Raw genomic sequence first — 17,942 nt, 5'->3', positions numbered from 1 at the left:
GCGGGGCAGGGGCGGCGTCACGCCTTGACGGGTTAAAGGTTCGCCAACCGCTGTGTGCCATGCTGGCGAACATGGATATGCACCTGACCCCCGATGTCGCCGCCTTCCATGCCGTCCTGGCGCGCCTGTCGCCTGACGACCGGGCGCGGGTCGACGCCGCCGCCGGCCCGGCCGCGCAGAAGGCCGCCGAGGCCGCGCCCCACTGGGATTTCGAAATGCCGGCCAAGGCGGTGGACGCCCTGCTGGGGCCGGACGCCTCGGACGACGTGCGACGCGGCCTGGTCGCCGCCTGGGCGCTGCAACTGCCGGACCGTGTGGCGGCGATGCGCCTGCCGTCCCAGGTCATGGCCCTCTATCCCTATTGGATCGAACAGCTTGCCGCGTTCCTGGACAAGGCTGAGGGCGACTATGTCTTCGACCACTGGTCCAAGGATGTGCGTTTCACCCTGGCGCTCAGCGTGCCGGGGGCCAAGAGCCAGGTCATCGACCTGTCGTCGCCGGTTGGGCCGGGCCAGATCGTCAAACATGTCCGCGACGGCTGGGGCGTCAAGCCGCTGTTCCGCTATCTGGCGGCGGGGGCGAAACGCGAGCCGTGGCTGGAGGTGCATACCGAAAGCCGCTGGCTGCGCGGCTTCAACGAGGACGGCTGGAACGAGGCCTGGGCGACGGCGGCCGAGCTGTGCCGGGCGCGGCCGGAGCTGGCGGGCATGATCGGCTCCAGCTGGTTCTACGACCCGCCCCTGACCGAGATCAGCCCGCGTCTGGCCCACCTGCGGCTGAACCCGCTTAACGGCGGCGCCTTCATGGTGCATCAGGGGCCGGCCCCGATCCACACCGAGCGCGCCGGCACGGCCTCGCCGTCCAGGAAGGCGTTGATCGACAGCGGCGAATACACCGCCCGGTCGTGGCTGATGATCTGGCCGCGCAAGGAACTGATCGCCTGGGCGGATCGGCGGAAGGCGGCGGCTTGACCCACCTCCGTCATCTTCGGGCCTGACCCGAGGATCGGATGCGGATCGGGCTGTGCATCATCCCTGACGCAATGCCGCTGAACGCTCGGCCCTCGGGTCAAGCCCGAGGGTGACGCGTTTTATTGGGCCGCCAACCGCCACGCCGCCGCGACCGGCTGGATGTCCAGATCGGCGGCCTTGGCCAGTCGGATCAGCCGGTCGATGTCCTCGGGACGGCAGCCATACGGGGTGGGCGCGTCGCTGACATCGTGGCCATAGGCGATCAGCCAGGCTTTCGACGCCGCTGTTTGCGCCACCAGCGCCTCCAGATCGTAACCGGGCAGGCGGCGGCTCTCCAGCCCCACGGCCTGCAGCAGGTTGCGGTCGGCCCGAGCGGCGTTGACGCCGTCGCGCACGCCGCGCCCGCACAGGAACCGCCCGTCGATGACCGGCTTGGCCCCCAGGGCGCAGTCGCCGAACGGATAGGCGAAGGTCGTCATCTGATAGCCGTCCAGCCGCTCGGCCACCCAGGCGGCGTTGCGGGCCAGGCTGGCGTCCAGTTCGGCGGGCGTCAGGGTCAGGGTCGAGACATGCTCATAGGTGTGGCATCCGACCTCATGCCCGGCGTCGTGCAGTTCCTGCAGATGCTCGACCTCGAATTGGGGCAGGTCCATGTTGCGCCCGCCCGACAGGCCGCCGCAGACATAATAGGTCGCCTTGATCCCATGCTGGGCCAGGATCGGCCCCGCCTCGGTCCAGGCCGAGACGGGGATGTCGTCGAACGACAGGCTCAAGATGCCGCGCGCCGGTCGAATGGCGACGAGGCGGATGTCGAGGTAGCGGCCGGCGCGGCGGCGCATCTTGTCGATGAAGGCGCTCATGCGGGCCTTATGTCACGACGAGCTTAAGGCCGGGTTTCACACCGTGACGGGCTGTGTCGTCAGGCCGCGCACGCCGAAGACGCGGCGATAGCGCTCGATCTCGGCTGGATCGCCCACGGCCTTTTCAGGATTGTCGGACAGTTTGACGGCGGGGCGTCCACCGGCCTCGACCACCTTGCAGACCAGTGAGATCGGCTCCAGCTCCGGCGCGAAGGCGGGCGAGCAGTCGCGGAAGTCGTTGGTCAGATTGGTGCCCCAGCCGAAGCTGAGACGGGCGCGGCGGTGGAAATGGGCGTGGGTCGCCTCGATGCCTTCGATGTCCATGCCGTCCGAGAAGATCAGCAGCTTCTCCCTCGGATCGCGGCCGCGGGCTTTCCACCAGTCGATCAGACGTTCGCCCGCAGGAATGGGCGGGGCGGAATCCGGGCGGAAGCCGGTCCAGTCGGCCACCCAGTCGGGCGCCTGTTCCAGAAACGCCTCGGTGCCGAAGGCGTCGGGCAGGACGATCAGCAGATTGCCCGCATAATGCCTGCGCCATTCGTCCAGCACGGCATAGGGCGTCTGAGCCAGGGCCGCGTCGTCGGGCGCCAGCGCCGCCAGCACCATCGGCAGTTCGTGGCCGTTGGTGCCGATGGCCTCCAGATCGTTCTCCATCGCGTGCAGCACATTGGACGTGCCGATGAAGGACGATCCCAATCCCTCCTTCAGCGCCTGAATGCACCAGCGTTGCCACAGGAAGCCGTGGCGACGCCGCGTGCCGAAGTCCGACAGGGCCAGGTCGGGCAGGGCGCGCAACCGTTCCACCTTGGACCACAGCCGGGTCTTGGCGCGCGAATACAGGATGTCCAGCTCGAACCGGCCCAGCCGCCGCATCCCGACCCGGCAACGCAGCTCGTTCAGGATGGCCAGCGCCGGGATTTCCCACAGGGTCACATCGGCCCAGCCGCCCGAGAAGGTCAGGACATACTGTCCATCCTCGACAGACAGGTCATAGTCCGGCAGGCGGTAGTCGGTCAGCCAGGCGATGAAATCGGGCGAGAAGATCTGCTTCACGCCATAGAAGCTGTTGCCCGCCAGCCAGACCAATTCCTTGTTGGTGAAGCGCAGGGTCCGGGCGTGATCCAGCTGTTCGCGCAAGGTCGCGATGTCGACCTCTTCGGCCAGCCGCACGCGTCTGGTGCGGTTGATGACCTGAAAGACGACCGGCACATCGCGATGCTCGCGCCAGATCATCTGCAGCATCAGCAGCTTGTAGAAGTCGGTGTCCAGCAGGCTGCGGACGATCGGGTCCAGGCGGAAGCCGTGGTCATAGGCGCGTTTGGCGAGGTCCATGCGGGCATTTGAGCCGATGGGGCGGGGGAGTGCACGTTCTTTTCCGCCTATTCCGCCGTCATCCTCGGGCTTGACCCGAGGATCGGAGGTTGGACGGACCGTGCGTCAGCTCGGGCGCAATGCGGCGGAAACCTCGATCCTCGGGTCAAGCCCGAGGATGACGAAACGGGGACCGCCTCACCCCTTCAGCGCCCGGCCCGCCACCACCGCGTCCTTGCCGAACTTCTCGCGCAGGGCGTCGATGGCGCGTTCGGTCTTAAGAGTGCGGGTCTCGGTCGTCTGGAACAGACCGGCGGGGGCGTCTTCGGCGTCCTGGACATCGGCCATGCCGATGCCGATCAGGCGATAGGGCCGGCCCAGTTCGGGTTTCAGCAGGTCGCGCCCGGCCGCGAACAGGGCGCGCGCCGTCTGGACCGGATCGGGCAGGGTGATGCGGCGGGTCACGATCTTGAAGTCTGCGCGCCGCAGCTTCAGCACCAGGACGCGGCTGGCCACCCCGTCGCGCCGGGCCTTGGACGCCAGTTTCTCGCACAGGGGCCACAACTCGGCCTCCAGCGCCTCGGCCGTGGTCAGGTCCTCGTTGAAGGTGGTCTCGGCGCTCATCCCCTTGCGATCACGCTCGGGGTTCACGGCGCGGGCGTCGCGGGCGTGGGCCAGGTCGTGCAGGCGCAGACCCGATTCGCCATAGCGTTTGACCAGGTCGCGCACGTCCGCCCGCGCCAGATCGCCGATGGTGGAATAGCCGTCGCTGCGCAGCGCCTTGCCGAACACCGGCCCGACGCCGGGCAAGGCGGTGACGGGGCGCGGCGCCAGCAGGCTTTGCGCGTTCGCCGCTCCCACGACCGAAAAGCCCCGCGGCTTGTCCATCTCGGACGCCATCTTCGCCAGGAAGCGGTTGGGCGCCAGGCCGATGGAGACGGTCAGGCCGGTCTCGTCCTCGATCCGCTTCTGGAACCGGATCAGCTGAAGCGCTGGCGGGCCGCCGTTCAGCCGCTCCGTGCCCGACAGATCGACCCAGGCCTCGTCCAGCGACAGCGGCTGGATCAACGGCGTCAGCTGGCCCAAGGCGCCCAGGATGCGTTGGGATTCGAAGACATATTTGGTGAAGTCGGGCTTGATGACCACGGCCTCGGGACAGGCCTTCAGCGCCTTGAACATCGGCATGGCCGAACCGACGCCGTACTGGCGCGCGACATAGCAGGCGGTGGAGACCACGCCCCGCTTGCCCCCGCCGACGATGACGGGCCGGTCGCGCAGTTCGGGCCGGTCGCGCTTCTCCACCGAGGCGTAGAAGGCGTCGCAGTCCATATGGGCGATGGACAACTGGTCCAGTTCGGCATCGGCGACGATACGTCGCGATCCGCATGCCGGACAGCGGCCATCGGGCGGCCCGGCGGGGTCCGGCCCGGTCCACAGACAGTCGCGACAGATGGCCTTGATGGCCACGTTTAAGGTCTCCGTAAGTTTGGCTTCACCCCAACTTAAGACTGGCCGGCTACCAATGCGACCAACGAGGCGTCCCGCGTTCCAGGGGCGCGCAGGTCAGGTGATGATGTCCAAGAAAGTCCTCATCGTCGAGGATAACGAGCTGAACATGAAGCTTTTTCATGATCTGCTCGATTCCCAGGGCTATGAGACCCTGCAGACCCGCGAGGGCCTGCAGGCGCTCGCCCTGGCCCGCGCCCACCACCCCGACCTGATCCTGATGGATATCCAGCTGCCGGAAATCTCGGGTCTGGAAGTCACCAAATGGCTGAAGGACGACGAGGAGCTGAACCACATTCCCGTCATCGCCGTGACCGCCTTCGCCATGAAGGGCGACGAGGAGCGGATCCGCCAGGGCGGCTGCGAGGCCTATATCTCCAAGCCGATCTCGGTCATGCACTTCCTCGAAACCATCCGGCAGCACCTGGGATGAGCGCGCGCATCCTCGTGGTCGACGACGTGGACGTGAACGTCCGTCTGCTCGAGGCCAAGCTGACGGTCGAATATTACGACGTCCTGACCTGCAACGATGGGGCGGCCGCCCTGGCGATGGCGGTCGAGCATCAGCCCGACCTGATCCTGCTGGACGTCATGATGCCCGGCATGGACGGGTTCGAGACCTGCCGTCGACTGAAGGCTCAGGCCGAGACGCGTCACATCCCGGTGGTTCTGGTCACCGCTCTGGATGGGCGTCAGGATCGCATCCGCGGGCTGGAGGCCGGCGCCGACGACTTCCTGACCAAACCCATCGACGACGTCATTCTGTTCGCGCGGGTCAAGTCGCTGACCCGGCTGAAACAGGTGATGGATGAACTGCGCGAGCGCGAGGAGAGCGGTCGGCGGCTCGGCGTCGATTTGGAAGGCGCGGCCCGGCTGCGCAACGAAGGCGGGCGCGTGCTGATCGTCGACGACGACCTGCGCCAGGCTGAGAAAATCGCTAGGGAATTGGGCGTCGAACATCGCGTCACCATCGAATCCGATCCCGACGCAGCGCTGGCGGCGGCGCGGGGCGTGCTGGATCTGATCATCGTCAATGTGGCGGCGGCGGCCTTCGATGGTCTCAGGATCGTGGCCCATGCCAAGTCGGGCGACGCGCGGCGGGCGCCGATCCTGGCCATCGTCGATCCGGCCGAGCGGCCGCGCATGGTCAAGGCGCTGGAGCTGGGCGCCGCCGACATCCTGCCGCGCCCGGTCGACACCGAGGAGCTGTCGGCGCGGGTCCGCACCCAGATTCGGCGCAAGCGTTACACCGACTTCCTGCGCCAGAAGCTGGACAGCAGCATGGAGATGGCCGTCACCGACGCCCTGACCGGCCTGCATAACCGCCGCTACATGACCGGCCAGCTTCAGGCCCTGGTGGGCCGCGCGGCCCAGGGCGGCGCGCAGGTGGCGGTGCTGGTGCTGGACATCGACCACTTCAAGTCGGTCAACGACGGCTTCGGCCACGATGCGGGCGACGAGGTGCTGGTCGAGTTCGCCGTCCGCCTGGCCACCAATGTCCGCGCCGTGGACCTGCCCTGTCGCATGGGGGGCGAGGAGTTCGTGGTCGTCATGCCGGGCGCCAGTCTGGAGGACGCGGGCCGCGTCGCCGAACGCATCCGCCGCGACGTCGCCTCCGCCCCGTTCCGCGTCATGGGCGGCAAGGAGCAGATCACCATCACCATCTCGATCGGCGTCGCCGCCACCGTCGGCGACGGCGATACGCCCGAGGGCCTGCTGAAACGCGCCGACGAGGGGGTCTATGAGGCCAAGGCCGCCGGTCGCAACAAGGTCATCGCCAAGGCGGCTTAACGCCCATCCGTCATCCTAGGGTCGAGCCCGAAGATGACGAACGCCATCGCCACAACAAAAAACGCCCGGCTGGAGACCAGCCGGGCGTTATCGATTTCAGCCGATCAAGTGTTTACTTGATCTTGCCTTCCTTGAACTCGACGTGCTTGCGCACGACCGGGTCATACTTCTTGACGACCATCTTTTCGGTCATGGTGCGGGCGTTCTTCTTGGTGACATAGAAGAAGCCGGTGTCGGCCGTGGAGTTCAGGCGGATCTTGATGGAAGCCGGTTTGGCCATCGGAATTACCTCTGCGACGGCGAAAGCCGCTTAAAATAAGAGGCGCGGAACATACTCAGGATCGCCCCAAAGTCAACGGTCGCGATGCCGCGTTGATGCGGTCGTCCGTACAGTTAGGGTGACGCCATGAAAATCGCACCCCTGCTGGCCGCTGCGGCCCTGGTTTCCCTGTCGCCCGCCGGTGTCGCGGCCGCATCCTCGGCTCCGGCTCAGGACGATTTCATGGCGCGACTGAACGCGCTGTGCGGCCAGCGATTCGAAGGCCGGGTCGTCACGACCGACGCCGCCGACGCCGGATTCGCCAGCGAGCGGCTGGTCATGCATGTGCGCGACTGTTCGGCGGATGAGGTCCGCATTCCCTTCGCGGTGGGCGCGGACCGGTCGCGCACCTGGGTCGTGACCCGTACGGATACCGGCCTTCGGCTGAAACACGATCACAGGCACCAAGACGGAACGACCGATGTCCTGCATTGGTACGGCGGCGACACGGCCAGCGCCGGCACGGCCGAGCGGCAGACGTTCCCGGTCGACGCCGAATCGATCGCCCTGCTCAACGCCAATGACGCGGCGGTCTCGACGACCAACGTCTGGGCGATGGAGGTCCATCCCGCAGGGATGTTCGCCTATGAACTGAGGCGCCCCAACCGGCATTTCCGTGTCGAGTTCGACCTGACCCGGCCGTTGGCTGACTGAGGGTTCAGACGGCGCGCCAGGTCTGAAGCGGGCGCACGGTGGCGCAGGCCGGGCCGTCGTCCTTGGCGCGACCGGGCAGGACGACTTCCAGGACATGACCCTGACGCGCCAGAGCCAGAAGGTCGGCGGAAATGTCGTGGACGTCGATCTTGGCGCGGCGGCTCCAGACGCTGTCGTGCTGACCCGCCGAGGTTCCGATGGCGATATAGACGAACCGCCGCGTCGGCCCCTCGCGCCGCACGAAAGGACCCGTCGGACGCCCGTCATCGGACAGGGTGATCGGGACATCGAAATGGATCGGACCGTCGTGGGCGGTGCGCGAATCGATAGGCCTGTTCGCCTTGTCCTGCAGGCTGTAGGCGACGCCCGCGACCGGATCGGCGATGGTCAGGCGCAGGATGATGGCGGCGCCGGTCATGACGTCAGTCCCTGTGATCGACCAGATGCCGCCCGTGCACCATGCGCACGAAGGGCAGGGGGCGGTTCGGCTGGGCCAGCCGCTCGGCCAGTTCCCCCAGCACGAACCGCGTGATGGCGGGCAGATCCAGCGCCCGCGCCCGATCCAGAGGAAGCCAGGCGATCTCGTCCAGTTCGCCCGATCCGGCCGTCGGTTCGGGCGTCAGCAGCGCCTCGGCCGGCGCCATGAAGAACCGGGCGTCGAACCGCCGCGTACGGCCGGGCGGCGTGATGGCGCGGGCCACATAGGTCAGGACCGACAGATCGGGCAGGGCGCCCGCCTGACGATAGTCGCGCCATGGCCCGGCGACAGATGTGCTTGGCGCGGACCGGCCCAGGATCAGGCCCGTCTCCTCGAACGTCTCGCGCACCGCCGTCAGGGCCAGGGCGCGGGCGCGCCGCGCCGGCAGTTCGTTCTCCAGCCGCCGGGCCACGTCTGACGACAGATCGCCCGTTGCGGCGGCGGTGAAGTCGCTGCGGTCGATCCGCCCGCCCGGAAACACCCATTTCGAAGCCATGAACACATGCCCCGGCGCCCGGCGCCCCATAAGCACCTCGGGCGTCTCGCCGCCCCGCGTCAGGATCAGGGTCGCGGCGTCCTTGGGCCTCTGACGCGCGCGCGACACGCGCGGGGCGTCGGCCAAATCCTGAGCGGCGTCGAAGGGTTGATCTCTCATTCCGTTCATCCCGGCGAAAGCCGGGACCCAGTGCTCTCGTCTGCACCGGCGGCCGGAACCCTGGCGCGCGCATCATCTCGGACGCCTATCGCCCACAGGACTGGGTTCCGGCTTTCGCCGGGATGAGCGGATGTTCGGGTCACTTCCGTTTACCTTTGCGGACGCCCTTCAGGCCGCCAGAGGGTTTGGAGCCGTTGCGGGGCTTGGGGCCGCCAGGACGGTTCTTGCCGCGCATGGGCGGGCCATCGCCACCGCGTCCGCGGACGCCATAGCGCGGGGCCGGGGCGTTGGGATCGCGGGGCTCGGGCTCGCTCAGCATTTCGAACACCAGTCCGCCGGTGACGGGCGTGGCCTCGCGCAGCTTGACCTCGACCATTCGGCCCAGGGTGAAGCGTTTGCCGGTGCGTTCTCCGACCAGGGCGTGGGCGCGGTCGTCGTGGGTGAAATATTCGCTGCCCAGCGTCGAGACGGGGACCAGACCGTCCGCGCCCGTGTCCTCCAGCCGGATGAACAGGCCGAACCGGGTGACGCCGGTGATGCGCCCGTTGAAGGTCGCGCCGATGTGCTCCTCCAGATAGGCGGCGATGTAGCGGTCCATGGCGTCGCGCTCGGCGGCCATGGAGCGGCGCTCGGTCGTCGTCACCTGTTCGGCGATAGCGGGCAGTTCGGCGATCTCGCGATCCGTCAGCCCGTCCTTGCCCAGGCCCAGCGCGCGGATCAGGCCGCGGTGGACGATCAGGTCGGAATAACGCCGGATCGGCGAGGTGAAGTGGGCGTAGCGGTCCAGGTTTAAGCCAAAGTGGCCCACGTTCTCGGGGCTGTAGATGGCCTGCATCTGGGTGCGCAGGACCACCTCGTTGACCACGTCGGCGTGTTCGGTGTCGCGCGTCTCGTCCAGCAGCTTGTTGAACCGCTTGGTCGTGCCCGGCTCGCCCTTGTTCCACGGCTTGCCGATGGTGTGCAGGAAGTCGGCCAGATTGAAGATCTTCTCCTGACTGGGCGCGTCGTGGATGCGGTAGATCAGGGGCGTCTTCTTCTGCTCCAGGGTCTCAGCGGCGCAGACGTTGGCCTGGATCATCATTTCTTCGATCAGCCGGTGGGCCTCCAGCGAGGTGCGCTTCTCGATGGAGGCGATGCCGCCATCCGGCGCCATGCGGATGCGGCGTTCGGCCGATTCGATCTGCAGCGGGCTGCGCTTCAGGCGGCCCTTCAGCATGGTGTGATAGGCGTTCCACAACGGATAGAGGATGGCCTCCATGATCGGGCCGGTGGCGTCGTCTGTCTGGCCGTCGATGGCCGCCTGGGCCTGTTCGTAGCTGAGCTTGGCGTGCGACCGCATTAGGCCGCGCACGAACCTGTGGCCGGTCTTGCGCCCCTCCTTGTCGAAGACCATCCGCACGGCCATGCAGGCGCGGTTCTCGCCCTCCTTCAGGCTGCACAGGCCGTTGGACAGCACCTCAGGCAGCATCGGCTCGACGCGGTCGGGGAAATAGGTCGAGTTGCCCTTTTCGCGCGCCTCGCGGTCCAGCTGAGAGCCGGGCCGGACATAGGCGGCGACATCGGCGATGGCGACCCAGACGATCCAGCCGCCGGGGTTCTTGGGGTCTTCGTCGCGGGCGGCATAGACGGCGTCGTCGTGGTCGCGCGCATCGGCGGGGTCGATGGTGATGAAGGGCACCTCGCGCAGGTCCTCGCGGCCCTTGAGGGTCGGCAGGGCCTGATCCTCGGCCTCGCGCTCGACGGCCTCGGAGAAGCCGGTCGGGATGCTGTGGGCGTAGATGGCGATCAGGGAGGCGGCGCGGGGATCGTCCTCCTTGCCGATATGCTCCAGAATCTTGCCGCGCTTGGGACCATAACGCTGGTCGCCTTTCTCGACGGCGGCCAGCACCAGATCGCCGTCACGCAGGTCGCCGGACTGGGCCAGGGGCACCAGCAGCACGTCCTTGGATCGGCGGTCGACCGGCTCGACGCGGGTTTCGCGCGCCGATTTGCGGATCACGCCCAGGACGCGGTTGGTCCCGACGTCCAGCTTCTTGATCAGCCGCGCCTCCCAGCCCTCGGCGCCGCGCTGGAATTTGACTAGCACGCGGTCGCCCATGCCTGGCGCGGCCTTGGTCTTGTCGGGGATCAGCAGGGCGTGGGGCGCGTCGGGGCTGGCCTCGACCAGACGGACGTACAGTTCGCCGTCCGCATCGCGCTCGATCACATCGGCGACGCCGACGGGGGGCAGGGCGCCGGCCTCGGAAAAGCCCTTGCGGCCGCGCTTGCCCAGCCGGCCTTCGGCTTCAAGTTCGCGGATCATTTCGCGCAAGGCCCGGCGGTCGCCGCCCTTCAGCCCGAAGTGGCGGGCGATATCGGTCTTCTCGGCCGATCCGGCCTCGCGCAGGAACGCGACGAGCGTGTCTTTGTCGGGGAGACCGGCGGGCGGCCTCTTGGATGAATTGGTCATTATGTCTTTCGTAGCGCGGAACCGCGCCATTTGGTCAAATCTTGAAGGTCAAAACTTGCGTGAGTTGACCCTGTGAAGGCAGGGCGTCAGCTTGCGCCGATCCCGAATGGAGTCTTCGATGTCCCTCAACGCCCCCGCCCTGAGCGCGACCGTGTCGTCGCCGCTGGATCTGATCGGCAAGACGCCGATGGTGGAGGTGACGAAGATCGACACCGGCCCGTGCCGCCTGCTGCTCAAGCTGGAATCCCAGAACCCCGGCGGCTCGATCAAGGACCGGATCGCGGTGGAGATGCTGGACGCGGCCGAGCGGGAAGGCTGGCTGAAGGAAGGCGGCACGATCGTGGAGGCGACGGCCGGCAACACGGGCCTGGCCCTGACGCTGGTGGGCCGTGCACGGGGATATAAGGTGCTTCTGGTCATCCCGGACAAGATGTCCAAGGAAAAGATCCAGCATCTCAGGGCCATGGGCGCCGATGTTCGCCTGACCCGTTCGGACGTGCCGCACGGCCACCCGGAATATTACACCGACATGGCCGAGCGCCTGTCGCAGGCCATTCCCGGCGCCTATTACGTCAATCAGTTCGCCAACCAGTCGAACGCCGACGCCCATGTGAAGACGACGGGGCCGGAAATCTGGGAGCAAACGGACGGCGACATCGACGCCTTCGTCGCCGGCATCGGCTCGGGCGGCACCATCACCGGCACGGCCCGCTATCTGAAGAGCGTGGGATCGAAGGCCCAGATCATCCTGGCCGACCCTGTCGGCTCGACCCTGGCGGGCATCGTCAACGACGGCGTGCCGGGGCCGGAGGGCGGCTATACGGTCGAGGGCATCGGCCAGAACTTCGTGCCCGACACGGCGGACATGAGCCTGATCGACAAGGCCTATTCCATCCCCGACGCCGAGGCCATCGCCACGGCGCGCGAACTGCTGCTGAAGGAAGGCATTCTGGCGGGGTCGTCGTCCGGCACCCTGATCGCGACGGCCCTGCGCTGGTGCCGCGAGCAGACGGAAGCCAAGACCTGCGTCACCTTCGTCTGCGACACCGGGGCCAAGTATCTGTCCAAGGTTTATAACGACGCCTGGCTGGCCGATCAGGGGCTGGGCGAGCGCGAAATCCACGGCGACCTGTCGGACCTGATCAACCGCAAATACGAGAAGGGCGATGTGGTCGTCGCCGGACCCGGCGATACGCTGGACACCGCCTTCAAGCGGATGAAGGGCGCCGACGTGTCCCAGCTGCCGATCATCGACGACGGGCGGCTGGTCGGCATTCTGGACGAAAGCGACCTGATCCAGGTGATGAACACCGACGAGATCACGCGCAAGGAACGGTTCGCCAAGCCGGTGTCCTCGGCCATGACGCGCGATCTGGACACGGTTCAGGTCAACGAACCGCTGGACGCCCTGATCCCCGTCTTCGACCGCGACCGCGTGGCCATCGTGCTGGACGGCGAAACCTTCGTCGGCCTGATCACCCGCACCGACCTGATCAACCACCTGAGCCTGAATCGCTAGGCTCGTTCATGGTGACGCTGCACCGAGCGCCGGCCTGGAAGATCGCCGTCTATGGCCGCGATCATGGCGTGCCGCACTTCCACGTCGAGGGGCGCGGCTGGCGGTGTTCGGTTGCAATCGCCACCCTGGAGGTCATCATAGGAACCTATGATGCGAGATCGCTCGCCGCCGCCATCGCCTGGGCCAGCGAGCGGCGGGGCGAGTTGGCGGACACCTGGAACGAGTTGAACCCATGATGGGCGTCGAAGACCAACATGAACTGACCGTAGTCAAGGCGTCCGCGCCCTGCTGGCTGGATCTGCTCTGGGGCGACGGTCGCGAGGCACGGATCGACCTGACCAGGACGCTGGAGGGCAAGGCGTTCGAGGCGTTGCGCGATCCGGCCGTCTTCACGGCCGTCGATCTGGGCGATTGGGGTCATAGTCTGGTCTGGCCCGGCGACATCGAGATCGGCGCCGACTCCCTGTGGCTCGACAGCCTGTCGGCCTGGGGCAGGGAGGATACGCGGTCGTTCCTGGAATGGCGTCTTCGCAACGGTTTCTCCGCCACGGCGGCCGCCGAAGCCCTGGGCATCTCTCGGGCCAGCGTGATCCGATATTCGACCGAGGCCACGGTGCCTCGCTCCATTCAACTGGCCTGCAAGGGCTGGGATGCGTTGAAAGCCGCGTAATGACTGACAAGAAAAACAGCCAGGGTTTCTCGACCCGCGCCATCCATGCCGGCCAGCGTCCCGATCCGACGACGGGGGCGGTGATGACGCCGATCTACGCCACCTCGACCTATGCCCAGGAAAGCCCGGGCGTGAACAAGGGGTATGAGTATGCGCGGGGCAAGAACCCGACGCGCGAGGCGTTCGAGGCCTGTGTCGCCGATCTGGAGGGCGGGACGCACGGGTTCGGCTTCGGCTCGGGCATGGCGGCGACCTCGACGGCGCTGGAGCTGTTGGACGCGGGCGATCATGTCGTGACCGGCGACGACCTTTACGGCGGATCGTGGAGGCTGTTTGAGCGGGTGCGTCGGCGCACCATGGGGCTGGACTTCGCCTATGTGGACCTGAGCGACATCGCGGCGGTCGAGGCGGCCATCAAGCCCAAGACGAAAATGCTGTGGGTCGAGACTCCCACCAATCCGCTGATGAAGCTGGCCGATATCGCCGCCCTGTCCAAGGTGGCCAAGGCGCATGGCCTGCTGCTGGTCGTGGACAACACCTTCGCCACCCCCTTCTGCCAGCAGCCGCTGAGCCTGGGCGCGGATGTGGTCATGCATTCGGCGACCAAATACCTGAACGGCCATTCGGACATCATCGGCGGGGTGCTGGTCACGGGCGACGCCGATCTGGCGACGCGGATCAAGTTCCTGCAGAACTCGGTCGGCGGGATCATGGGGCCGTTCGACGCCTTCCTGGCCAACCGGGGCCTGAAGACCCTGGCGCTGCGGATGAAGGCGCATTGCGAAAACGCCCTGACCATCGCCCGCTGGCTGGAGACGCGGGCCGGGATCGCCAAGGTGATCTATCCCGGCCTGATCGCCCACCCGCAGCATGATCTGGCCGCGCGCCAGATGAGCGGCGGCTTCGGCGGCATGGTGACGGTGATCCTGGACGGCGATCTGGAGCGCACCAAGCGCGTACTGGAGCGGGTGCAGGTCTTCACCTTGGCCGAGTCGCTGGGCGGCGTCGAAAGCCTGGTCAACCACCCGGCCATCATGACCCACGCCTCGGTGCCGAAAGAGGTGCGCGAGGCGGGCGGCGTGACCGACAATCTGATCCGGCTGTCGGTCGGCGTGGAGAACGTCGAGGACCTGATCGCCGATCTGGATCAGGCCCTGGGCTGATCGATCGGGCCCAGGCCAGCCTCAGCCCGGCAGGGCGGTCTGGTGGCCGGTGACCGGCGGCAGCTTCTTCTTGGGCGCGGCGCGCTTCACCGGGGCCTTGGCGGGCTTGGGCAGGGCGGCGCGGCGGGCGATCTCGACGTCGATGATCGGAATGATGTCGCTGGCGGCCAGGACCTGGGTCGAGGCGCCGTGCTCCACCAGACGCGCGGCGTTGGCGCGCAGGGTGGTCAGGTCGGCGTCGGTCATCGCGGGAATCATGTCGGCGAGCGGGGTCATTTGGGCATCCGTATGTAGAGGCGTCAGGGCCGGCGCGACAGGCGCCAGCCCTTCAGCGAGTTGAAGGCGATTTCCACCGTCACACGGTCACCCGGCCGCGAGACGCGCGTCCGATCGTCCAGCGAGGGCAGGGCCGTGATAAGATGGCCGTTGTCCAGACGAACCCGTCGTCCGCCGAGCGGCGTCAGCTTTAGGACTTCGCCGTCGAAGGCGATCATGCCGGCTGTAGTCGGGGCCGGTTCGTTCGTATTGGACGCCTGGAGCGTGTCCTACTCCGCCGCCTTGAGGCGACCGGCGGATTCCTTGCCCGAGCGTGCGTCGCGCTCGATCTCGTACGAGATCTTCTGGCCTTCGTTCAGCGAACCCACGTCCGAGGTTTCGACGGCCGAGGCATGGACGAAGACGTCCTTGCCGCCGTCATCGGGAGCGATGAAGCCGTAGCCCTTGGTGGGGTTGTACCATTTTACAGTGCCGGTAGCCATTTGGAGACCTCCGTCTGGCGTTGACCGCAGGGAGGGATCCCTGGTCGGCCTGTCGGATCTGAATGGGATCGGCTTTTGGACCTCGGTGCGTAGATGCAAAGGGAGCAGCAGCGTTACGCAGAGAGAGATCGACAGACACCAGATGGGAAGTCCCCCGTCCTCGCGCAAGGGCGGCGTCAGAAGTCGTAGGCGACCTTGGCCACCAGCGCCTGCTTGTACTGCTCGCCATAGGTGTCGGCGTCGGTGTCGTGATAGCGCACGTCCACCGACAGGGCGTCGGTCAGGGCATAGGTGACGCCCGCGTTCCAGCCGGTGTAGTCGGGGCCGCCCTTCTGGTCGCGCCGCCCCACCGCCGCCGTGCCGTTCAGGCGGGGGGTGAAGTCCCAGCCGATCTGGCCCTCGACCCAGGTGAAACTGTCGGTCGGGCCGGCGGCGTCGGGGGAATACTGGATCTGCAGCCGGGCGCTGGCCGGGCCGATGGCGCGGCTGACGTTGCCGGTCAGCTCCCAGGCGTCCTGGTCGTAGCCGCTATCTGCGCCCAGGCGGTTCTTGTAGGCGAGGTTGAAGTCGAACTGATAGCCGAAGGCCTCTGGCTGATAGCCGGCGACGAACTCGGCCTCGAGGTTCGAGCCGCCGGACTGGATCGTCTCGAAACCGGGGCCGGCGTAGAACAGGCCGTCCGCGCTCTGCCAGGTCGCCGAGCCGAAGGCGTAGCCGTCGCCGCCCGACTTGGAGGCGTTCTTGGAGCGGTTGTCGGTGCCGGCGCCCAGTTCGAACGACCAGGCGTCCCGAGCCGACGGAGCCGGGGCGGATTGAGCCAGGGCGGGCGTCGCCAGGGCGGCGGCGGCGAGGGCGGCGGCGACGAACGCGGGGACGGCGGTGCGGATCATGACGGCTCCAACGCGCGAGATGCGGTTCGGCGCCTTTAGCGTGCTCCGGTCTTGATGGCGAATTGATCCGTGGCCTGAGTGAACTCCTGTCGCAGGCGCGCGACCAGTTCGGCGGTCGGCAGGACGTCATGGATGGCGCCCGCGCCCTGGCCCGCCGACCAGACGGTCTTCCAGGCCTTGGCCTCGTCGCCCATGTCCAGCTTGTGTTCGGGCAGGGTCTTTGGATCGATTCCGTTTTCGATCAATGACTTGCTCATGAAGTTGGCCGGAATGCCCGAGACGGCGGGCGTATGGACGATGTCGGTCGACCCGCTGTCGACGATCATCTGCTTGTAGGCAGGGGCGGCCATCGCCTCGTTCGTGTTGATGAAGCGGGTGCCCATATAGGCGAAGTCGGCGCCCAGCATCAGGGCGGCGGCCACGTCCTGACCCGTGGAGAGCGCGCCCGACAGGATGATGGTCCCCTCGAAGAAGCTGCGGACCTCGTTGACCAGGGCGAAGGGATTGATGACGCCCGCATGGCCGCCCGCGCCGTTGGCGACCAGGATCAGGCCGTCGACGCCCGCCTCTGCGGCCTTTCGCGCGTGACGGATGTTGGCGATGTCGTGGAAGACCTGACCGCCATAGCCATGCACGGCGTCCACCACGTCACGCACCGCGCCCAGCGAAGTGATGATCAGCGGCACCTTCTCCTCGACCGACACCATCATGTCGGCCATCAGCCGGGGATTGGTCGGGTGGACGATGTGGTTGACCCCGAAGGCGGCGGCGTCGGGCTTCAGCCGGCCCTTGATCTCGTGAATCCAGTCGCGATAGCCCTCGGTCGTGCGCTGGTTCAGCGACGGAAAGGCGCCGATGACGCCCGCATTACAGGCCTCCACCACCAGATCCGGCCCCGAGACCAGGAACATGGGCGCCGAAATGACCGGCAGGGTCAGGCCCTTTTGCAGCGATGCGGGAATGGCCATGCGCGTCTCCTTGGTTTTCTTTCGCTACGGATAACCGGCTATCGTGGGGGAAGGCAATCGGGGCGTTTTCAGACGGCGGTCGGAAATACACCGTCTCAATCGTCTGAATCGTCTGAAATCCGGGCGGGGCGAAATTGCACTGCACCGGCGAAAACAGTGCAATGTGCAATAAGGTGCAATTCGCGGGGCCTCCAACAATCTGAAACCGCCTATCGTACAGCCGTTTGCGGCCGGGGATGGTCGATTGACGCTGGCGCCGTGCAGGGTGTTGAAACGATGCGGGAAGTTCGCGACCGATAGGATGGCGGGGAAAGACATCCTTCCGATGGGGAGGATTTTCATGTGCGCCGCAAACGCCTAAATCCCGCTCATGACCCATTACACCGACAACCTCAGCCAGCTGGGCGCCCAGACCGCCGCCCCGACCAGCCCGGAAACCGCCGTGCTGGAGCGGGTGCCGAACCCCCACGCGGACACCCTGTATCTGGCGCGGTTCACGGCGCCGGAGTTCACCAGCCTGTGTCCGGTGACCGGCCAGCCGGACTTCGCCCACATCGTCATCGACTATGCGCCGGGCGAGTGGCTGGTCGAGTCCAAGAGCCTGAAACTGTACCTGACCAGTTTCCGCAACCACGGCGCCTTCCACGAGGACTGCACCGTCGCCATCGGCCGCAAACTGGCCGACCTGCTGGCCCCGAAATGGCTGCGCATCGGCGGCTACTGGTACCCCCGCGGCGGCATCCCCATCGACGTCTTCTGGCAGACCGGCGCCCCGCCCGAGGGGCTGTGGCTGCCCGACCAGGGCGTGCCGACCTATCGTGGGCGGGGGTGAGGGGCGGCGCCTGTTCTCTAAGAACGATGCTTCCGTATTGGAATGAAACAGTGTTTCGAATTGGCTGTTGTCGCTAGGCAGGCATTATCCAGTTCGGCGACAAAGGCTCGAAATACCCAAGGTTCCGCCATTGCTTTCGGGCTCTATC

The 17,942-nt window shown here is 66.9% G+C and carries 21 protein-coding genes; 9 read left to right on the top strand and 12 right to left on the bottom strand.

What is annotated here, in order from left to right:
- Nucleotides 1-77: 77 nt before the first annotated feature.
- Nucleotides 78-971 carry a hypothetical protein gene (locus tag P0Y50_14275; protein WEK39683.1) on the top strand — a complete coding sequence of 298 codons (894 nt, stop codon included), beginning with the start codon at nt 78-80 and terminating at the stop codon, nt 969-971.
- A 119-nt stretch (nt 972-1,090) separates the two neighbouring features.
- Here the strand turns inward: P0Y50_14275 and P0Y50_14270 are convergent, their stop codons facing one another.
- The 3 genes from P0Y50_14270 to P0Y50_14260 all read right to left on the bottom strand — a co-directional run bounded on the left by P0Y50_14270 (nt 1,091) and on the right by P0Y50_14260 (nt 4,609).
- Nucleotides 1,091-1,831, bottom strand: a complete 741-nt coding sequence (locus P0Y50_14270; protein ID WEK39682.1) for a polysaccharide deacetylase family protein — start codon at nt 1,829-1,831, stop codon at nt 1,091-1,093.
- 36 nt (nt 1,832-1,867) lie between these two features.
- Nucleotides 1,868-3,163, bottom strand: coding sequence for a nicotinate phosphoribosyltransferase (locus P0Y50_14265; protein ID WEK39681.1), 1,296 nt, complete (start codon nt 3,161-3,163; stop codon nt 1,868-1,870).
- Between the two features lie 177 nt (nt 3,164-3,340).
- Entirely contained in the window at nt 3,341-4,609 is a 1,269-nt protein-coding gene (locus P0Y50_14260) for a DNA polymerase IV (protein ID WEK39680.1), read from the bottom strand.
- A 106-nt stretch (nt 4,610-4,715) separates the two neighbouring features.
- On the opposite strand from P0Y50_14260, the gene P0Y50_14255 reads away from it, so the two are divergent.
- Both P0Y50_14255 and P0Y50_14250 read left to right on the top strand, forming a co-directional pair.
- Nucleotides 4,716-5,081: a response regulator gene (locus P0Y50_14255; GenBank protein ID WEK41586.1), complete on the top strand. Its 366-nt coding sequence runs from the start codon at nt 4,716-4,718 to the stop codon at nt 5,079-5,081.
- Nucleotides 5,078-6,439 carry a PleD family two-component system response regulator gene (locus P0Y50_14250; GenBank protein ID WEK39679.1) on the top strand — a complete coding sequence of 454 codons (1,362 nt, stop codon included), beginning with the start codon at nt 5,078-5,080 and terminating at the stop codon, nt 6,437-6,439. The genes P0Y50_14255 and P0Y50_14250 overlap by 4 nt, the downstream gene beginning before the upstream one ends.
- A gap of 112 nt (nt 6,440-6,551) precedes the next feature.
- Here the strand turns inward: P0Y50_14250 and rpmG are convergent, their stop codons facing one another.
- Complete coding sequence (gene rpmG, locus P0Y50_14245) at nt 6,552-6,719, bottom strand: 50S ribosomal protein L33 (GenBank protein ID WEK39678.1); 168 nt, start codon at nt 6,717-6,719, stop codon at nt 6,552-6,554.
- A gap of 126 nt (nt 6,720-6,845) precedes the next feature.
- Here rpmG and P0Y50_14240 point away from each other — a divergent pair, with 126 nt between their 5' ends.
- Nucleotides 6,846-7,412 (top strand): hypothetical protein, encoded by a 567-nt coding sequence (locus P0Y50_14240; GenBank protein ID WEK39677.1) that lies wholly within the window; start codon nt 6,846-6,848, stop codon nt 7,410-7,412.
- 4 nt (nt 7,413-7,416) lie between these two features.
- On the opposite strand, the gene P0Y50_14235 is transcribed toward P0Y50_14240, so the two are convergent.
- From P0Y50_14235 to rnr, 3 genes are all read right to left on the bottom strand, one after another.
- Nucleotides 7,417-7,830, bottom strand: a complete 414-nt coding sequence (locus P0Y50_14235; GenBank protein ID WEK39676.1) for a DUF5990 family protein — start codon at nt 7,828-7,830, stop codon at nt 7,417-7,419.
- A gap of 4 nt (nt 7,831-7,834) precedes the next feature.
- Nucleotides 7,835-8,545, bottom strand: coding sequence for an NUDIX domain-containing protein (locus P0Y50_14230; GenBank protein ID WEK39675.1), 711 nt, complete (start codon nt 8,543-8,545; stop codon nt 7,835-7,837).
- A gap of 139 nt (nt 8,546-8,684) precedes the next feature.
- Nucleotides 8,685-10,994, bottom strand: a complete 2,310-nt coding sequence (gene rnr / locus P0Y50_14225; protein ID WEK39674.1) for a ribonuclease R — start codon at nt 10,992-10,994, stop codon at nt 8,685-8,687.
- Between the two features lie 118 nt (nt 10,995-11,112).
- On the opposite strand from rnr, the gene P0Y50_14220 reads away from it, so the two are divergent.
- The 4 genes from P0Y50_14220 to P0Y50_14205 are packed head-to-tail and all read left to right on the top strand — an operon-like array spanning nt 11,113 to nt 14,346.
- Nucleotides 11,113-12,513 (top strand): cystathionine beta-synthase, encoded by a 1,401-nt coding sequence (locus P0Y50_14220; protein WEK39673.1) that lies wholly within the window; start codon nt 11,113-11,115, stop codon nt 12,511-12,513.
- A gap of 8 nt (nt 12,514-12,521) precedes the next feature.
- Entirely contained in the window at nt 12,522-12,749 is a 228-nt protein-coding gene (locus P0Y50_14215; GenBank protein WEK39672.1) for a DUF4160 domain-containing protein, read from the top strand.
- Nucleotides 12,746-13,183 (top strand): DUF2442 domain-containing protein, encoded by a 438-nt coding sequence (locus tag P0Y50_14210; protein WEK39671.1) that lies wholly within the window; start codon nt 12,746-12,748, stop codon nt 13,181-13,183. The genes P0Y50_14215 and P0Y50_14210 overlap by 4 nt, the downstream gene beginning before the upstream one ends.
- The gene (locus P0Y50_14205) at nt 13,183-14,346 is read left to right on the top strand and encodes a cystathionine gamma-synthase (GenBank protein WEK39670.1); all 1,164 of its coding nucleotides are present in this window, start codon (nt 13,183-13,185) and stop codon (nt 14,344-14,346) included. The genes P0Y50_14210 and P0Y50_14205 overlap by 1 nt, the downstream gene beginning before the upstream one ends.
- Nucleotides 14,347-14,367: 21 nt before the next feature.
- On the opposite strand, the gene P0Y50_14200 is transcribed toward P0Y50_14205, so the two are convergent.
- From P0Y50_14200 to P0Y50_14180, 5 genes are all read right to left on the bottom strand, one after another.
- Nucleotides 14,368-14,622 (bottom strand): hypothetical protein, encoded by a 255-nt coding sequence (locus P0Y50_14200; protein ID WEK39669.1) that lies wholly within the window; start codon nt 14,620-14,622, stop codon nt 14,368-14,370.
- 23 nt (nt 14,623-14,645) lie between these two features.
- Nucleotides 14,646-14,840: a hypothetical protein gene (locus P0Y50_14195; protein ID WEK39668.1), complete on the bottom strand. Its 195-nt coding sequence runs from the start codon at nt 14,838-14,840 to the stop codon at nt 14,646-14,648.
- A 51-nt stretch (nt 14,841-14,891) separates the two neighbouring features.
- On the bottom strand, nt 14,892-15,104 hold the full coding sequence (locus P0Y50_14190) for a cold-shock protein (protein WEK39667.1): 213 nt from the start codon (nt 15,102-15,104) through the stop codon (nt 14,892-14,894).
- A gap of 176 nt (nt 15,105-15,280) precedes the next feature.
- Nucleotides 15,281-15,994 carry a TorF family putative porin gene (locus tag P0Y50_14185; GenBank protein WEK39666.1) on the bottom strand — a complete coding sequence of 238 codons (714 nt, stop codon included), beginning with the start codon at nt 15,992-15,994 and terminating at the stop codon, nt 15,281-15,283.
- A gap of 35 nt (nt 15,995-16,029) precedes the next feature.
- Nucleotides 16,030-16,962, bottom strand: coding sequence for a nitronate monooxygenase family protein (locus P0Y50_14180; GenBank protein ID WEK39665.1), 933 nt, complete (start codon nt 16,960-16,962; stop codon nt 16,030-16,032).
- Between the two features lie 370 nt (nt 16,963-17,332).
- Here P0Y50_14180 and queF point away from each other — a divergent pair, with 370 nt between their 5' ends.
- Nucleotides 17,333-17,794, top strand: coding sequence for a preQ(1) synthase (queF, locus tag P0Y50_14175; protein ID WEK39664.1), 462 nt, complete (start codon nt 17,333-17,335; stop codon nt 17,792-17,794).
- Nucleotides 17,795-17,942 lie beyond the last annotated feature (148 nt).

Origin of the sequence: Candidatus Brevundimonas colombiensis (assembly GCA_029202665.1) — a bacterium.
Lineage (GTDB): Bacteria > Pseudomonadota > Alphaproteobacteria > Caulobacterales > Caulobacteraceae > Brevundimonas > Brevundimonas colombiensis.
The sequence above is the reverse complement of the archived record's forward strand: the minus strand, read 5'-3'. Positions and strand labels throughout refer to the sequence as shown.

Coding starts and splice junctions, on each gene's coding strand:
- P0Y50_14275 (WEK39683.1), top strand. CDS start 78: ATGCACCTGACCCCCGATGTCGCCGCCTTCCATGCCGTCCTGGCGCGC.
- P0Y50_14270 (WEK39682.1), bottom strand. CDS start 1,831: ATGAGCGCCTTCATCGACAAGATGCGCCGCCGCGCCGGCCGCTACCTC.
- P0Y50_14265 (WEK39681.1), bottom strand. CDS start 3,163: ATGGACCTCGCCAAACGCGCCTATGACCACGGCTTCCGCCTGGACCCG.
- P0Y50_14255 (WEK41586.1), top strand. CDS start 4,716: ATGTCCAAGAAAGTCCTCATCGTCGAGGATAACGAGCTGAACATGAAG.
- P0Y50_14250 (WEK39679.1), top strand. CDS start 5,078: ATGAGCGCGCGCATCCTCGTGGTCGACGACGTGGACGTGAACGTCCGT.
- rpmG (WEK39678.1), bottom strand. CDS start 6,719: ATGGCCAAACCGGCTTCCATCAAGATCCGCCTGAACTCCACGGCCGAC.
- P0Y50_14240 (WEK39677.1), top strand. CDS start 6,846: ATGAAAATCGCACCCCTGCTGGCCGCTGCGGCCCTGGTTTCCCTGTCG.
- P0Y50_14235 (WEK39676.1), bottom strand. CDS start 7,830: ATGACCGGCGCCGCCATCATCCTGCGCCTGACCATCGCCGATCCGGTC.
- P0Y50_14230 (WEK39675.1), bottom strand. CDS start 8,545: ATGAGAGATCAACCCTTCGACGCCGCTCAGGATTTGGCCGACGCCCCG.
- rnr (WEK39674.1), bottom strand. CDS start 10,994: ATGACCAATTCATCCAAGAGGCCGCCCGCCGGTCTCCCCGACAAAGAC.
- P0Y50_14220 (WEK39673.1), top strand. CDS start 11,113: ATGTCCCTCAACGCCCCCGCCCTGAGCGCGACCGTGTCGTCGCCGCTG.
- P0Y50_14215 (WEK39672.1), top strand. CDS start 12,522: ATGGTGACGCTGCACCGAGCGCCGGCCTGGAAGATCGCCGTCTATGGC.
- P0Y50_14210 (WEK39671.1), top strand. CDS start 12,746: ATGATGGGCGTCGAAGACCAACATGAACTGACCGTAGTCAAGGCGTCC.
- P0Y50_14205 (WEK39670.1), top strand. CDS start 13,183: ATGACTGACAAGAAAAACAGCCAGGGTTTCTCGACCCGCGCCATCCAT.
- P0Y50_14200 (WEK39669.1), bottom strand. CDS start 14,622: ATGACCCCGCTCGCCGACATGATTCCCGCGATGACCGACGCCGACCTG.
- P0Y50_14195 (WEK39668.1), bottom strand. CDS start 14,840: ATGATCGCCTTCGACGGCGAAGTCCTAAAGCTGACGCCGCTCGGCGGA.
- P0Y50_14190 (WEK39667.1), bottom strand. CDS start 15,104: ATGGCTACCGGCACTGTAAAATGGTACAACCCCACCAAGGGCTACGGC.
- P0Y50_14185 (WEK39666.1), bottom strand. CDS start 15,994: ATGATCCGCACCGCCGTCCCCGCGTTCGTCGCCGCCGCCCTCGCCGCC.
- P0Y50_14180 (WEK39665.1), bottom strand. CDS start 16,962: ATGGCCATTCCCGCATCGCTGCAAAAGGGCCTGACCCTGCCGGTCATT.
- queF (WEK39664.1), top strand. CDS start 17,333: ATGACCCATTACACCGACAACCTCAGCCAGCTGGGCGCCCAGACCGCC.